The 16,352-nt window shown below is 59.5% G+C and carries 14 protein-coding genes; 13 read left to right on the top strand and 1 reads right to left on the bottom strand.

Annotation, left to right across the window (positions count from 1 at the left end; all coding sequences use genetic code 11):
- Positions 1–19: 19 nt before the first annotated feature.
- The 4 genes from H6650_10220 (at position 20) to H6650_10205 (ending at position 4,538) form a co-directional block, all read left to right on the top strand.
- Positions 20–997, top strand: a complete 978-nt coding sequence (locus tag H6650_10220) for an ABC transporter permease (GenBank protein MCB8952376.1) — start codon at positions 20–22, stop codon at positions 995–997.
- A 25-nt stretch (positions 998–1,022) separates the two neighbouring features.
- Positions 1,023–2,003, top strand: coding sequence for an ABC transporter ATP-binding protein (locus H6650_10215; protein MCB8952375.1), 981 nt, complete (start codon positions 1,023–1,025; stop codon positions 2,001–2,003).
- Positions 2,004–2,020: 17 nt separating this feature from the next.
- Positions 2,021–3,076 carry a dipeptide ABC transporter ATP-binding protein gene (locus tag H6650_10210; protein MCB8952374.1) on the top strand — a complete coding sequence of 352 codons (1,056 nt, stop codon included), beginning with the start codon at positions 2,021–2,023 and terminating at the stop codon, positions 3,074–3,076.
- 214 nt (positions 3,077–3,290) lie between these two features.
- Positions 3,291–4,538 carry a response regulator gene (locus H6650_10205; GenBank protein ID MCB8952373.1) on the top strand — a complete coding sequence of 416 codons (1,248 nt, stop codon included), beginning with the start codon at positions 3,291–3,293 and terminating at the stop codon, positions 4,536–4,538.
- Positions 4,539–4,639: 101 nt separating this feature from the next.
- Here the strand turns inward: H6650_10205 and H6650_10200 are convergent, their stop codons facing one another.
- Complete coding sequence (locus tag H6650_10200; protein ID MCB8952372.1) at positions 4,640–5,545, bottom strand: RimK family alpha-L-glutamate ligase; 906 nt, start codon at positions 5,543–5,545, stop codon at positions 4,640–4,642.
- A 250-nt stretch (positions 5,546–5,795) separates the two neighbouring features.
- Here H6650_10200 and H6650_10195 point away from each other — a divergent pair, with 250 nt between their 5' ends.
- The 9 genes from H6650_10195 (at position 5,796) to H6650_10155 (ending at position 16,321) form a co-directional block, all read left to right on the top strand.
- On the top strand, positions 5,796–6,584 hold the full coding sequence (locus H6650_10195; GenBank protein MCB8952371.1) for a polyprenol monophosphomannose synthase: 789 nt from the start codon (positions 5,796–5,798) through the stop codon (positions 6,582–6,584).
- Positions 6,581–7,483, top strand: coding sequence for a class I SAM-dependent methyltransferase (locus H6650_10190; protein ID MCB8952370.1), 903 nt, complete (start codon positions 6,581–6,583; stop codon positions 7,481–7,483). Before H6650_10195 ends, H6650_10190 begins: the two co-directional genes overlap by 4 nt.
- Positions 7,484–7,531: 48 nt before the next feature.
- On the top strand, positions 7,532–8,971 hold the full coding sequence (locus tag H6650_10185; GenBank protein MCB8952369.1) for a hypothetical protein: 1,440 nt from the start codon (positions 7,532–7,534) through the stop codon (positions 8,969–8,971).
- Between the two features lie 61 nt (positions 8,972–9,032).
- Positions 9,033–10,607 (top strand): hypothetical protein, encoded by a 1,575-nt coding sequence (locus H6650_10180; GenBank protein ID MCB8952368.1) that lies wholly within the window; start codon positions 9,033–9,035, stop codon positions 10,605–10,607.
- Between the two features lie 11 nt (positions 10,608–10,618).
- Positions 10,619–12,208: a hypothetical protein gene (locus tag H6650_10175; protein MCB8952367.1), complete on the top strand. Its 1,590-nt coding sequence runs from the start codon at positions 10,619–10,621 to the stop codon at positions 12,206–12,208.
- A 243-nt stretch (positions 12,209–12,451) separates the two neighbouring features.
- Positions 12,452–13,144: a response regulator transcription factor gene (locus H6650_10170; GenBank protein MCB8952366.1), complete on the top strand. Its 693-nt coding sequence runs from the start codon at positions 12,452–12,454 to the stop codon at positions 13,142–13,144.
- A 112-nt stretch (positions 13,145–13,256) separates the two neighbouring features.
- Positions 13,257–14,324 carry a sensor histidine kinase gene (locus H6650_10165; GenBank protein ID MCB8952365.1) on the top strand — a complete coding sequence of 356 codons (1,068 nt, stop codon included), beginning with the start codon at positions 13,257–13,259 and terminating at the stop codon, positions 14,322–14,324.
- 225 nt (positions 14,325–14,549) lie between these two features.
- On the top strand, positions 14,550–14,705 hold the full coding sequence (locus tag H6650_10160) for a Flp family type IVb pilin (GenBank protein MCB8952364.1): 156 nt from the start codon (positions 14,550–14,552) through the stop codon (positions 14,703–14,705).
- 368 nt (positions 14,706–15,073) lie between these two features.
- Positions 15,074–16,321, top strand: coding sequence for a response regulator (locus H6650_10155; protein MCB8952363.1), 1,248 nt, complete (start codon positions 15,074–15,076; stop codon positions 16,319–16,321).
- The last annotated feature ends 31 nt before the right edge of the window (positions 16,322–16,352 follow it).

Here is a 16,352-nt window from a genome sequence, read left to right as displayed (position 1 = left end):
AAATCTGAAGGAAGGAACCATGTCCGTAGCCGAACTAGACGTAGATGCCCTGCAGGCGGAAGCCCTGCTGACGAGCAAACCCGAACCCCTGTTACTGACCTATTGGAACCGGCTGCGCCGGCATCGCCTGGCGACCGCCAGCCTGGTGGTCATTCTGCTGATGCTCCTGACCGTGGTCGTCGGTCCGATGGTGATGGGGAGTCGCACCTACTACAACTACGCGCAGAAGCAAGACATGCCGTACACGCGAGACACGCAAGACCTGCTGAACCGCAACGCCGCGCCCTCGGTGGAACATCCGCTGGGGACGGACGAATTGGGGCGGGACGTCCTCATGCGGCTGCTGCTGGCGGGGCAACTCTCCCTATTCATCGCCTTCACCGTGACCATCTTCCAGGAAACGATAGGCATCTTCATCGGAGCCGTCTCCGGGTACTTCGGTGGCCTGGTGGACAACCTGATCCAGCGGCTGGTGGAATTCATCATCATCCTGCCCGGGCTACCGCTACTGTTGACCCTCTCGGCGCTGTTGCGGAACGTCTCCATCCCGTTCCTCAAGCCGGAGTGGGGGCAAGCGGTGGTCATCGTCCTCATCCTGGTGACACTGGGGTGGACCGGGTCGTGCCGCCTGGCGCGGGCGATGGTGCTGAGCCTGCGCAACCAGGAATTCACGGAAGCCTCGAAAGCATTGGGGCTGTCCGACCTGCGCATCATCGTGCGGCACATGCTGCCGAACGCGCTGCCGCCGATCATCGTCAGTGCCACGCTGGGGTTTGGCGGCGTGATCATCTACGAATCGGCGTTGAGCTTCCTGGGGTTTGGCATTCAGCAGCCGGTGGCGACGTGGGGGAACATGCTGCAAGACGTGCAGAAAGACATGTTCACCGCGCCGTGGAAGGCCTTCTATCCGGGATTTGCCATCTTCATCACGTCGCTGGCATTCAATTACTTTGGTGACGGTCTGCGGGACGCCCTCGACCCGCGCCTGAAGCTGTAGTTTTCTCACACAAAGGGGTAGGCAAGTGGAAAAGGAAAACATCCTTGAAGTAAAAGGGCTTAAGACCCAATTCTTCACTGAAGGCGGTGTTGTTCGCGCTGTAGACGGCGTTGACTTCGCTGTCAAACGGGGTGAGGTACTGGGTATTGTTGGTGAATCGGGATGCGGCAAGAGCGTCACCTCGCTTTCGATTATGCGCCTGATAGGACAACCGGGGAAGATCGTAGATGGGAATATCATCTTCGATAACGTGGATCTGGTGAATACGCCAGAATCCAAGATGATGAAGATTCGAGGAAATCGTATCTCAATGATCTTCCAGCAACCCACAAGTTGTTTGAATCCGGTCTTTCGTGTGGGTGAGCAGTTGTCCGAAGTGCTTTTTATTCACCAGGACCTGGGGAAAGAGGCGGGCGAAAAGCGGGCCATTGAGCTATTGACGATGGTGGGAATTCCTGAGCCAGAGTCGCGTATCAAAGCATTCCCACATGAATTGTCAGGCGGTATGGCGCAGCGTGTGATGATCGCTATGGCCCTGGCTTGCGTGCCGGAACTGCTGATTGCCGACGAGCCTACCACCGCCCTGGATGTGACGATTCAGGCGCAGATTTTGGACTTGATGCGCAATCTCCGCTCTAAAATGGATACCTCTATTATCCTGATCACGCATGACTTGGGCGTCGTGGCGGAAATGTGCGACCGGGTGGATGTGATGTATGCCGGGCGTATCGTGGAGGAGGCTTCCGTTTATGACCTGTTCCAGACGCCGAAACATCCCTACACAACAGCCCTGATTGGCTCAACGCCCGTTTTGGGGCAGACTGACAAGGAGTTGACGACTATTCCTGGTTCCGTCCCCAATTTGACCGATTTGCCCCCAGGGTGCAAGTTTGCTCCCCGTTGTGTTGAGCGCGTGCGCAATGAATTGGAAATCTGCACTCAGGAAGAGCCGCAATTGAAATTGATTGCGCCGAACCACAAAGTGCGCTGCTGGTTGTACGAGTAAGAGGAGAGGCGTGACTCATGTCCTATAAGAAAAAACAAGGCCCCGAGCGAGAAAAACGAGTTCTGTTAGAGGTGAAGAACTTGCAGAAATTCTTCCCCGTACGCGCTGGCTTGCTGCAACGGGTGAAAGCCTGGGTTAAGGCTGTGGATGATGTTTCCTTCTTCATTTATGAAGGCGAATCGTTTGGTCTGGTAGGCGAGTCGGGCTGCGGCAAAACAACAGTGGGACGCACGATTTTGCGTTTGCTGCCGGCAACAAGCGGGACCGTCACTTTTGATGGGCAAAACATCTTTGACCTCAACGGCGCGGACTTGAAGAAGATGCGCCGCGACATGCAGATTATCTTCCAAGACCCGTATTCCTCGCTGGATCCGCGTATGCCCGTCGGCGAGAGCATTGGCGAAGGATTGCGCGTACACACGAAGAAGAACGCGCAGGAGCGGTATGACGTCGTCGTGGAGATGCTCACCCGCGTTGGCTTGCGCGCCGACCATGCCCGTCGCTATCCGCACGAGTTTTCTGGTGGTCAGCGGCAGCGCATCGGCATCGCCCGCGCTCTGGCCCTCCGCCCCAAATTCATCGTGTGCGACGAACCTGTCTCCGCTTTGGATGTGTCCATTCAAGCCCAGGTGCTGAACATTCTGAAAGAACTCCAGTCGGAATTTGGTCTGACGTATCTTTTCATTGCGCATAATCTGAGCGTGGTGGAACACTTCAGCGACCGCGTAGGTGTGATGTATCTGGGCAAGATCGTGGAAGTGGCCGCGCGCGAAGACCTGTATGCCGATCCGCTGCATCCGTATACACAGGCCCTTCTGTCCGCGATTCCCGTGCCCGATCCTACCTACAAACGCAAGCGCATTATTCTGGAAGGGGACGTGCCCAGCCCGCTGAATCCGCCGCGTGGCTGTCGTTTTCACACACGTTGCCCGTTGGCTTTCGATAAATGCTCTCAGGATGAGCCGGTGCTGAAAGATTATGGCAATCTGCATTATGCGGCCTGCTGGTTATTGGAGACAGGCGAGCCAGGCGCGAGCAAGATTGTGCGGCACGTCGAAATTGAGGCGACGTGAGTGGAGCGCGGATGCGTCATTTGCGCATGTTACCAGGAGCTGTCCGCAGATAAGTTGGCGGAATTGTGCGGACAGCTTGTCAGTAGCCCGTCTGATAAAGTGTGAAGTTGTTTTCGGACGGCTACTTAGGGGCAAGCTGCGTGCTTGCCCCTGTTTTTTTTTGCCTTGATGCGGTTGAGCCTTTCCCACATCCGGCGGCTGTCGAGAGAATCCAATGGCTGAAGAAAAGAATATCCTGGTTGTGGATGACTACTTCGAGATGCTGTCTTTCCTGCGCTCGATATTGGAGCTATCTGATCAGAGCTATCGCGTGACGGGTGTGCCGTCTGCGGAAGAAGGAATGCTGGAACTGCAGCAGAATGCGTATGATCTGTTAATCACGGATTTGCGGCTGCCCGGCATTAGCGGTTTTGACCTGGTGCGGCAGGCGCGGCGGCGGCGTCCGCGTATGCCCGTTATCATGATTACGGCCTACAGTTCGGACGAGGGGCGGCAGGAGGCGACGGACCTGGGCGTTTTTCGCTATTTCCGCAAGCCATTGGATACGGATGGGTTGCTGGCGGCGGTGCATGAGGCGTTGCGCACGCGCCCGGAGGCCGGGCACGGAAGGGGGGCGACGGTGCCGGTGGCTGACTCCGTGGGCCATGTGGAAAGCGAGTCGCCGATGGGGACGTTGACGGATATTGCCCGCCGCCTGACGATGCTGCGGGCGGATACATCGGCGACGCAGGTAGCCCTGGCGCGGTTGGATGGGACGCTTTTGCATGATACGGGGGGGCAGTGGAGCGAGAAAATGCCGGCACTCACCCAAACCATCGCTCGCAACATGAAAAGCAGCTACGATCTGGCACAGCAGCTAGAAAGCCACGAACCCTTCACCATCCAGTATCAGGCCGGCCAGCGCGTGGACGTGTACAGCGCCAATGTCGGCGCGGATCACTTCGTCACCATCTTGATTGATGCCCAGACCCGTCGCGGGCGCATTGGCACGGTGTGGGTGTTTGCGCAGCGCGCCGTCGCCGATCTGCTGAATTTGTTGCCGGCATCGGCATCGGCATCGGCATCGGCTCCGCCACCCGCCCCCCCATCTTCCGAGCCGACTCGTCTGACAGTCGAGGCCGTTGCCGCGCTTCCCGCCGCGGAACCATCTCCGCCCCCCGCTGCGCCTATTGCCGAATCGGATTATCAGGCCATCGAAATTGTTGCCACGCCCCCAGTAGAAGAACCAACGCCGTCGCCTCCTCCATCCGTTGCCGCGACACCCCCGCCGGTTGAACCCGCCCCGCTACCATTGGCAGACCTGGCTGCGGCCATGGGGCCGGGGATACAGGTGGAGGAAATCGATCTGGATGCATTTTGGGAGCAGGCGAGCGAGATGGAAGAGCGTTCTGGTATGCGGGGGATTTCCTGGGAGGAAGCGCGCGAGCAAGGATTGATTGGTCGTATCATGGACGAAAGGTAACGATTAACGCGCTCTGAAGATTGGACCAATTTCACCGGAGAAAACGGGTCCAATCTGGCTTAGCAGTTACGACGAAAGAGGAAAGGGGGAGTAGGGGCAGGCTATCGCCGGCGGCGATGGCGACGTAGGCGCGACGTTTGCCGCTGCTGCTGTTCCAGATAGCTGACAATATGACCGGCCACGTCCTGTTGCGTCACGCGCTCGATTCCCTCCAGGCCGGGCGAGGAGTTGGCTTCCAACACCAGGGGGCCGCGAGAAGACTCAATCACGTCGATGCCCCCCACGGATAGGTGCAACGCCGCCGCCGCCCGCAGCGCCAACTTTTCCAGGTGTGCCGGCAGCGCAATCTCCTTGGCCACGCCGCCCTGGTGCAAATTGGCGCGAAAATCTCCGACAGGCGCGCTGCGCTCCATGGCCGCCACGCAGCGATTCCCCACGACGATAATGCGAAAATCCTTGCCCTGAGCTTCGGGAACGAACTCCTGCACCAGTAGTTGCAGGGGGGACGTTTGCCATACATTGATGAGGCGCTGCAGCATTTCCAGGTCATGTACCAGCATCACGCCCCGGCCTTGCGTACCCTGACGTTGTTTTAGCACGATAGGGAAGCCGCCCATTTTCTCGATGGCCGGCAACAGTTCCGGTGTTGAGGATACCAGCATGGTATGGGGCACGGGGATGTCGGCGCGGGTAAGGATTCGCATACTGGCGTATTTGTCTCGCGAGTTGCCGATGGCGCTGGCCGTGGCCGTGAGGAAAACGCCCTGTGACTCATAGTGGCGCACGACCATGATGCCGTATTGCGTGATCGATGTGCCGACGCGGGGGATGAGGCCATCCACGGAGGTCAGGCGGGGATGGGGATTGCGGCTGGTGATGCGGGTGAGTTGGATGGCGGCGCGGATGGTGTCAATGAGGATCGCGTTATGTCCGCGATGCCGGCATGTTTCCAGCAGGCGGCGCGTGCTATATAGCGAAGGATTGCGGGTAAGGATACCTATTCTCATCGTGACCGTTGTTCCGCACATCATACTGCTGTCAGGCAGCGTCGCCAGGGCGCAAAACCAGCATACATGATAACTGAATCATATTCCCGGCGCGCGGGTATGTCAAAATGCGCATTGTGATAACAGGCTCAGGCCACATACCAGGACCTCTGTGTTTTGACCCGCCTACTTGTTGCCGCTAAAATCATGCCCCGGGTCCTACGAATGATCCCATCTGAGCGGGGCGCGTCCCTGATATGAGAACGAAGTAATGATACAACCGCAAGCGGACAATCCTTTTTCCAACCCTATTGAGACCTACGTTGTTGTGCCGACTTACAATGAGGCCGACAACGTGGATGATCTACTGGCGCAGCTTCTGGCGTTGCCCGTTTCCCTGGGCGTGATTGTGGTGGACGATAATTCCCCCGACGGCACGGGCGAGATGGCGGACCGCTGGGCGGCGCGCTATCCGCGACAGGTGCATGTCATTCACCGTCCGGGAAAAATGGGGCTGGGCACGGCCTATATCGCCGGCTATAAGCTGGCGCTGGAGACGTTGGGCGCGACGCGGGTGATGACGATGGACGCGGATTTTTCGCACCATCCGCGTTATATTCCGGCCATGATTGAGATGAGTCGCCACAAACATGTGGTTATTGGTTCGCGCTACGTGCCTGGCGGCGGGCAGCGGAACTGGGGGTGGCGACGCATTGTGTTGAGCTGGGCCGCGAATCTGGTGACGCACATGCTTTTGGGCTTGCAAGCGCGAGATACGACGGCGGGATTTCGCCTGTATCGCCGCGAGGTGTTGGCATCTATCCCGTTGGACGAGGTTTTTTCCAGCGGCTACTCCTTCTTGGTGGAGATGCTGTTTATGTGCCAGCGGCGGGGATGGCAGATTGGGGAAGTGCCGATTATTTTTGAGGATCGGCGCAAGGGGCAGACAAAAATCTCGCGCCAGGAAATTTTCAAGGCGCAGTACACGGTGCTGCGCCTGTTTGTTCGTCGCTTGCGGGGCAGAGAACCGCAGCGGGCATCGGTACCGGTGACTTCATGAAGTATGTCAATTGCAATTTGTGTGGGCGGGATGAGTGGCGGGTGCGCCTGCCGGCAACGGTTTCCGCCAACGGGAACCTGGATGTGCGCGCTTTTCGGTGCACGAGCGCTGATTATGGACAGCACCCGCAGATTGTGGAATGCCGGCATTGCGGCTACGTATACGCCAATCCCCGCTGGCCCGCCGATCAACTGCTGGACGCCTACGTCAACGTCGAAGACGAAACCTACGTCAATGAACGGCAGGGGCGACTGCTGACCTTCCGCAAACATCTGGCCGCCATGCAGAAACATACCGGTCCCGCGCAAGGTCGCCGCCTGCTTGATGTGGGCGCATACATTGGCGTGTTTGTGGAAGTTGCCCTGGAGGCGGGATGGGACGCTCGCGGCGTGGAGCCATCGGAATGGGCCGTGCGGGAAGCGCAGGCGCATGGCCTGCCTGTGCTGCACGGAACCCAGGAGGCGGCGGACCTGGACGGACAGCAGTTTGATGTGATCACCATGTGGGACGTGATCGAACACGTCGCCGATCCGGCGGCGGAATTGGCCCGCGCCTACGACCTGCTGCGTCCGGGAGGCCTCATTGCCGTGCATACCATGGACATCGACAGCCTCACTGCCCGCTTCATGGGGACGCGCTGGCCCTGGTTGATGGAAATGCACATCCACTATTTCAGCCGCCGTACGCTGGCCCAAATGCTACAAAATCAAGGATATGAAATCATCTGGTCGGGCGCGGAGGGGCGTTATCTGCGCCTCGGCTACCTGGCCTCGCGGTTGGGTGGCCTCAACCAACGCCTGGGCCAATGGACCGACCGCCTGGTGCGTCGCTTCCACCTGGCGGAACTCGCCATCCCCGTCAACTTCGGCGACCTCTTCACCGTCTATGCGCGGAAGTAGTTGACGGTTGACGGTTGACGGTTGAAAGTCTCCAACTACCCACTCCCCATGACCACCCGACGACTTTTCACCACGCTATTTCTCCTGGCGCTGTTTGCCATGGCTGTGCGGGCGACGATTGACCCGGATATGTGGTGGCATCTGCGCACGGGGGCGTATATTTTGCAGGCGGGCATTCCGCGGCAGGATGTGTTTTCTTACACGGTTCCCAACCACGCCTGGGTGACGCATGAGTGGTTGTCGCAGGTGGTTTTGTGGGGGGTGTATGTGGCCGGGGGAATGCCGGCACTTATCCTCTCCACCGCCGCCCTCATCACCCTCACCTTCGCCCTCATCTACTACAGCAGCCCCGGTCGCCCCTATCTTGCCGCCTTCGTCACCCTCCTGGCGGCCATCGCCTCCTCCATCGTCTGGGGAGCCAGGCCACAAATGTTCAACCTCCTCCTCCTGGCCCTCTTCATCTACCTGCTGGAGGCGTATCGCAGCGGACGTCTCTCCGCGCGCGCCTTGTGGGTCTTCCTGCCCCTCACCGCGCTCTGGGCCAACTTGCATAGCGGCTACCTGGTGGGCATCGTCCTCCTGGCGGCGGTTGTTGTCGGCGAGTCCTGGCAGCGCCTGACGCGCGGCACGGATGTGTTCACCTGGGCGCAAATCCGCCGCCTGGCCTTGACCACGCTCCTCTCCTTCCTCGCCGCCGCCCTCAACCCAAATGGTCCCGCGCTCTGGCTGTACCCGTTTGCCACGTTGGGCAGCGGCGCGATGCAGGCGCACATTCAGGAGTGGCTCTCGCCGGATTTCCATTTGCCTATCTTCTGGGCTTTTGCCGGCATGATGATGCTGGGCGTGCTGAGTTTAAGCCTGAGCCGCGCGCGTCCGACCTGGACGGACATGCTCCTCTTGCTGGGAACGTTCGCCGCGGGCTTGCTCTCCGCCCGCCACATCCCTATCTTTGCGCTGGTGGCGACGCCGGTGATATGCCGGCATCTCCTCCTCGCCACCGCCAACACCCCTCTCCACGCCATTTTTGCCGGCAGCCACCCCGCCCCCAAAGGCGCACCCGCCCTCAATTGGCTCCTCATCCTCCTCTCCCTGCTCGTCGTCACCGCCTGGTCCGCTCGCGTCATCCAGGACAACGACGCCGCCATCGCCGACCATTTTCCCGTCCGCGCCGTGGACTACCTCATCGCCCACGACATGGACCAGGCCCACGGCTACAACAGCTACGGCTGGGGCGGCTACCTCATCTGGCGCGGCCTGCCCGTCTTCGTCGATGGCCGTGCCGACGTGTATAGGGATGATTTCCTACTCTATTACCTCAAAACGCTCGAACTTCAACCCGATTGGGACGCGCCGCTGCGCCAATTTGATGTAGACTACGTGCTGATGGAGCGCGGCGCACCGCTGACCACCCTGCTCGCCAGCCAACCTGACTGGCAAGAAGCGTATGCCGATGCCGTGGCCCAAATCTTTGTCAAAGTTGATGAATAACAGGCACCATCAGCCTGTTCGCCCCGCGGCGGCGTGGGCATATACCTGATTGACCCGGCGGATGAGCGACGCACCCCCTGATTCTTCCTCTCCCTGGCGACGACATCGATCCGATTGGAAATGGATCATCCTTCTTGGCCTGCTCATCCAGGCTGGATGGGGCGCGCGTCTCACGCACCCCTCCTACATGGACGCCTACTACTACACCACCAGCGGCCACCGCCTGGCGCAAGGCTATGGGTTCACCACCCAGGTCGTCTGGCAATACCTGGACCAGCCCCAGAGCATCCCCGCGCCCAGCCACACCTACTGGATGCCCCTGCCCGCCCTCCTGGCCGCCGCCGGCTACGCCATCGCCGACAACTTCCGCGCCGCCCAAATCCCCTTCTGGCTCCTGGCCGGGCTGCTCCCCTGGCTCAGTTTCCTCATTAGCAGCGTCCTCAGCGGCGAACGCTGGCAGGCGTGGACGGCGGCCCTGTTTACGGCGGCGGGCGGCTATTACGCCGCTTATTTCAGCCAGCCCACCACTTTTGCCCCCTTTGCCTGGGGCGGCGGGTTGGGTTTGTTGGCGCTGGCCTGGGCGACGATGCGCCCGCGCCCGCGTTACTGGCTGCTGGCGGGCTTCCTCGCGGGGCTGGCGCACCTCACGCGCGCCGATGGCCTCCTCTTCCTCCTCGTGGGAGGGGGGTTGTGGGGCGTGGACCTGGCGCGGACGCGCGCCTGGCGGCAGGGGGCGCTGGCGGGATTGGCGCTGCTTTGCGGCTATCTGTTGGTGATGCTGCCCTGGTTCTGGCACAACATGGTCGTTCTGGGACGCCCGCTGCCCACGGTGGGCACGCAGACGATTTTTCTCACGACCTACGATGACCTCTTCGCCTACAATCGCACCTTCACCTGGCAAACCTATCTGGCCTGGGGCTGGGGCAATATCCTGCGCTCCAAGCTGGCGGCGTTCTGGCTGGCGATACAGACGTTTATCGCCGTCTCCGGACTGATATTCCTGTCCCCGTTTATCCTGCTGGCATGGGTGCGGTGGGGGCGGGCGGACAAATGGCCGTGGCTGCGCCCGTTGACGTGGTATGCGCTGGGGCTGCTGGCCGTCATGGTGCTGGTTTTCACCTTTCCCAGCGGGCGCGGCAGCGTGCTGCACTCCTCGGCGGCGATCTGGCCGTGGATGACGCCGTTGGCGGCGGGGGGGATTGGCATGGTGGTGGATGCGGTGGCCGGGCGTTTGTCTCACTGGCAGCCGGCGCGCGCGAAGCGGATGTTTGCCGGCATGTTCCTGCTCATTGCCGCCGTCGTCAGCCTGGTCACCTCCGGGGTGCAGCCGCTGCGGGACAAAGAGGCGTCCATTGTGGAGCAAATCGGGCGCACGCTCCCCTCCGGAACCATCGTCATGCTCCCCGATTCCCCCATGTACTACTACCACACGGGCAACCCGGCCATCAACCTGCCCAACGAACCCCCGGATACACTGCTGCAAGTGGCCGACAAATTCCACGCCACCTACCTCATCCTTGACCCCGGCTATCCTGCGCCGCTGCAAGGGATTTATGACAATACCAGCCGCCATCCACGCATCCATTTTGTGGCGGATTATGATGGCATTCGGCTCTACCAGCTTTTGCCGCCGTAAGGGTTTCGCCCATGACCACACCCTCTGCTGCCCCATCACCCTGGTATCAGCGCCATCCTGGCTGGTTGGCGGCGCTGGCGGCGCTGGCTTGTGTTTTCCTTTACTTGTGGTTGGCGCGCCCGCTGTTGGGTTTCCCTCTGGATGATGCCTGGATTCACCAGGTCTATGCCCGCAATCTGGGGCTGACCGGTCGTTGGGAATACGCGCCGGGAACCGCTGGCTCCGGCTCTACTTCCCCCTTGTGGACCCTCTGGCTGGCGCTGGGATACGTGCTGCGCGTCCCGTTTCGCTGGTGGGCGTATGGCGCGGGGGTGGCTTGCCTCGCCTGGTTGGGGGGCGTCAGTGCTGCCCTCTGGCGTGTTCTGTGGCCGGGCCGGGCGTCGCTGGCCTGGATGGGCGGGTTGGTTGTGGTCTTTACCTGGCCACTGGTGTGGGCGGCGGCCAGCGGCATGGAGACGTTGCTTTTTGCGGCGCTGGGTTTCACTTTGCTGTGGCAGTTTTTGCGAAAATGCCGGCACATCCATGGACGCACCGCCGTCGGTATGGGAATACTTGGCGGCCTGCTCATTCTCACCCGTCCCGACGGCCTGGTGTTGTTATTCATTCTGAGCGTGGCCTGGCTTCTGCCCACTGCCGGGTCGCCGCCGCGCCGCCATTGGGGCGGGTTCCTGTTGGCGCTGCTGCTCACGCTGCTGCCCTACTTCATTTTCAACTACGCCACCAGCCACCACCTATGGCCGAACACGTTTTACGCCAAACAGGCTGAATATGCCGCGTTGCAGGCGCGTCCCCTGGCGGGGCGCGTCCTCCATCTGCTCTACTTCACGCTGGGCGGTCCGCCAGACGGGTGGCGCGGCATGAGCGCCGCCCACTTGCTGCTGCTGCCGGGGCTGGTCTTCGCGGGCTGGCAGGCGGCGCGGGATGACTGGCGCAGCCGACGATTGTGCGTCGCCCTCCCACTGCTGTGGGCCGGCGGGCACGTGTTCCTCTATGCCTGGCGGCTGCCCGTCACCTTTCAGCATGGGCGCTATCTGCTGCCGATTATGCCGGTGTGGGCGCTGTCTGGGTTGGCGGGTTGGGTCTGGCTGCTACGCCAGCCGGCGCTCATGACCTGGCGCTGGCGGACCGTGCGTCTAGGCTGGCTGGCGGCGCGTGTGGCCGCGGCTACGTTTGGTGTGCTGCTTCTCTTCTTCCTCGCCTGGGGCGGGCGGCAGTACCGCGCGGATGTGGCTTTCATTGAGGCGGAAATGGTCGCTACCGCCCATTGGCTGCGGGCGAACACCGCGCCGCAAGCGCTCATTGCCGCCCACGACATTGGGGCCATCGGCTACTTCGCGCGGCGTCCGCTGCTGGACCTGGCCGGTCTGGTTTCCCCGCAATTGACGCCGCTGCTACACGACGAGAACCTCGTGGCGCGTTATGTCGTCCGCGGTGGTGCTGATTATCTGGTGACGGCTCCTGGCTGGACCTATGCGGTGCTGACCGAAGATAGTAGCGCAGTCACGCTTGTGTTCCAAACGGACTACGCCTGGACGCGCCAGCAAGGGCTTAATAACATGGAGGTTTATGAACTGCGCCCGGCGGGGAGTGGTTTGCCGTAGGTATCTGGTTCGGGTATACTGCGCGCACACTGGATTTTGTATTTCTCCGCAGTCCCCAAAGGTGCAGTGTCCCTCCCCGCAGAATATCTACCGTGCAGTTGAACAGGCGAGGGCGTCGTACCCATGCAGTTTTGTCTTACGCAACGAGACAGACTGCCTTTTCACTCGTTGGCGTTTCCGGTTGATGCCGGCATTTCCACCCCAATCAGCGAACGAGTCCCGCACAACAAAGAGAGTGTTATCATGTCAGAGATTGATTTGCTAATCGTAGATGATCATCCGATGTTCCGCCAGGGGCTGCGCGACGTTTTGGAAACAGACCCACGCTTCTCCATCGTCGGGCAGGCGGCTGATGGCGAGGTCGCCATTGAACTGGCGCAGCAGGTGTTGCCAGACGTTATCTTGATGGACATTAATCTGCCCACGATCAACGGCTTGCAGGTGACGCGCACCATCAGGGCGCGCCTGCCGGAGACGAAAGTTATCGTCATTACCGGCTACGACGACGTTGAGCAGGTTTTCCATGCGCTGCGTGCCGGGGCATCCGCCTACTGTCCGAAAGACATTACGCCGGAAGCCCTGATCGACACCGTCTGTGAGGTACACGCTGGCCGGTACATTGTCGATGGCAAGAAAATGAACTACGACGAAGTGACCTACTGGATTGAGCAGAAGGTAGGTCGGGTGACAGGGGCACTCAGCAGCGACGCGGAGGATCTGTTTGTTCCCTTATCACCGCGCGAGATGGAAATTTTGGAGCACGTCACGCGAGGCTTGAGCAACAAAGAAATCGCCTACAAGTTGGGCATTAGTCACCAAACGGTGAAAAACCATATGACGGCCATTCTGCGTAAACTGCGTGTCGAGGACCGCACGCAGGCGGCTGTGTATGCGCTCAGTCGTGGCTGGGTGCGCCTGGAAAACCCGCGTAGCTAGGGGGGCATCCGTTTTAAGGGCGTCGCTCAGAAACTGACGGATGTGCTAGAAGGGTTCGTGTCTGGCGGAAAATTCAGAGCCAATTTGGAACGAACCCCAGGAGTGTTTGCCTATGGCGGAAAAAGCGGCCATTAAAGAAGACTTCTCGCTGCAAGCGCTGATTGAGGAGACGATCAAAGACCATGAACAAACGCAGCGTGAATTGAAAGAGATCGATCTCCTCATTCAACAGAGCGCGGCGGAAGTAGAACGGCTGGCGCAGCGGAATGCGCAGGTCGCCAATTACGTGCGCCAGCTTCAGGCCAATTTCGAAACAGTTCCCAGGGACGACATCAAGGAGGCGTATGAGGCGTTGCAAACGGCGCAGCAGCGCCTCTTCACGATGCGGGGCCAACTGGAGAAGTTGCAAAGCGATCAACGAAACCTGGAGCGGCTGGCGGAGTTCCAGCGTCGCCTCCTGCATACCACGGACGGCATTGGGATGTTGCCTAATCGCCCGCGCAGCCGATCTGGGGATCAGTCCGATGTCGTGCGGGTGATCCAGGCGCAGGAAGTAGAGCGCCAGAGCCTGGTGCGGCGGATGCACGATGGTCCCGCTTCTTCGCTAAGTAATTTCATCTTGCAGGCGGAGATTTGCCAGCGGTTCTTTGACACGGACGCGGATCGCGCGCGCGCGGAACTGAACGCGCTCAAAAGTGCCGCCGCCGCCACCTTTGGCGCTATCAAGAATTTCATTTTTGATTTGCGCCCGATGATGTTGGATGACCTGGGCGTTGTTCCCACGCTACGGCGCTACGTGGAGGCTTTTCAGGAACAGAGCGGCGTGCCGGTGTCCATCACGGTGACGGGCATTGAGCGTCGCCTGGAGGGCCATATTGAGGTGACGATCTTCCGCGCCGTGCAAGAGCTGCTGAACAATGCGCGCAAGCACGCGCAGCCGACACAAGTTCAGGTGCATCTGGACATGGGGGAAGACAGAGTGCTGGCGGTTGTCGAGGACAATGGCAGTGGCTTTATCGTGGACGATACGTTTAGCACGGTGGCGCGGGGTACCATCGGGCTGCCTTCGATTCGTGACCGGCTGGGGATGTTGGGCGGCGAGTTGACGCTGCAAAGCAACCTGGGGCAGGGAACGCGGGCGGAATTCGTCATTCCTGTGGCTCAAACCGTGGGAACGTGAAAAGATGACATACGCAGACCGATTTTCGTGGCGAGTGGTGGTTAGATGCGTCACCAACCGGTGAAAAACATCAATATGGGTCGCGCTATTCTCGTATGCCCACCCTTTTTTGAGTACCACGATCCTATTGCTTTAGAGTGGGCCATCGCCTATCATTTGCTCATACCGTTTGGTATTATCAAAGTTCATTTGTGCAATCCAAATTATCGTTAGGAGGTACTGGAAATGTTGTTTTTACATCGTGAAGAAGGTCAGGGTCTGGTAGAGTATGCACTGGTCCTGGTGTTGGTCGCGGTCGTCGTCATCGCCATCTTGACCCTCCTGGGGCCGCAGATTGGCAACGTCTTCAGCAAGATCACCTACGGACTCAGCGGCGCCTAAGCCTTTGTCCGACACTCCTTTTTGCCGTAAGGCTAAAGCCCTATCAATTGTATTGATAGGGCTTTTTTTTTGGGGGGAGCGAGGCTAAAGGCTCAACCGTTATTTCATCGTCAGTCCTTATCGTCACAGGAGCGCCTGGTTTCGGGAAGCGTCAAACGGTTTCAGCAGATTATTGAGAAGATACTGAGGCTGGCAGGAAACCAGACGGGTCGTTTCCCGGCTACCCGTTGGCAGTAGGACAAATAGGTGATCTGGTAGCCTTCACCCTGTTCATCAACCTTGTATAATTACGAAGCCGGAATGGTTGTGAAAATCATTCTTGTTCCACTTGTCTCCCGCTTTGATTGCCGTATTTCTTCTGCATATCCATGTCCACAAAAATACGTGTCCTCATTGTAGATGACCTGGTAGAAACGAGGCAGAATGTAGCCAAGTTGCTGCAATTCGAGCCTGATATTGAGGTTGTTGGTCAAGCCAGCAGCGGCGAGGAAGCCATTGCTTTGGTAAAGAACCTGCAGCCAGATGTGGTGTTGATGGATATAAACATGCCCGGGGTGGATGGAATTGTCGCCAGCCGTGCGATCATCCAGGCCGTTCCCGGCACGCAAATTGTGATCATGTCGGTGCAGAGCGAGGCGGACTATTTACGCCGCGCTATGCTCGCGGGGGCGCGCGATTTTCTGATGAAACCCTTTTCGGGTGAGCAGTTGTCGGCGGCGGTGCGCAGCGTGTATGAATCGCGTCCGCGGCTGGCCCCGCAGCCGCGTAACCATTACGAAATGGGAAACAATGGGGCAGAGCGCCAGCGAGAAGGGAAAATGCTGGCGGTTTATAGCCCGAAGGGGGGCAGCGGGTGTTCAACGATTGCCGTGAATACAGCCGTGCATTTTGCCATGAATGGTCACGCTACGTTGCTGCTGGACGGGAGTTTTCAGTTTGGCGACGTGGGCGTGATGTTGAACATGAAATCGGCGGCTACCATTCTGGACTTGATTGAGCGTACGGGGGAATTGGATGCAGACTTGATAGGCAGTGTGCTGCTGACGCATTCCAGCGGGCTGAAGGTGCTGCTGGCGCCGCCGCGTCCGGAAATGGCGGAACTGGTGACGACGGAGCGGCTGGAGAAATTGCTGAAGTTCCTGCGTGGGATGTTTTCGTATGTCGTGGTGGATACAAGCCGTGAGTTGTCGGAAGTGACGCTGGCGCTGCTGGATCAGGCGGACCATGTGTTATTGGTGACGCAACAAGATTTGCCGAATTTGAAGAGCGCCAGCTTGTTTTATGATCTGGCGTACAGTCTGGAATATCGACCGTCGAAGATCATGTTAGTGGTGAATCGCGTGTCGTCGAAATTGGGGATTTCCGTGAAGGATATTGCCGGCATTCTCAAACAACCCGTACTCGCTACCATACCCGAAGACGACCTCGCCGCTATCACCGCCGCCACCCGCGGTTACGCCCTGGTTTCCGGTCCTGCCCAACGCCGCCCTATTGCCACCGCCCTGACCACACTGGGCGACACCTTGTTAGACAAATTGCAGCCGGAACCCGAACTCCAACTGGAAACAGATAGTCGTCTGACGACCCGACTGAGCCGTCTTTTTAATACGCGCTGAGCGCTGAGCACCATCCAGAGGTGCGATGCGC

Source organism: Ardenticatenales bacterium (assembly GCA_020634515.1).
Taxonomy (GTDB): Bacteria; Chloroflexota; Anaerolineae; order Promineifilales; family Promineifilaceae; genus JAGVTM01.
Note: the sequence above shows the minus strand (reverse complement) of the source record. Positions and strands in the feature narration are given on the sequence as shown.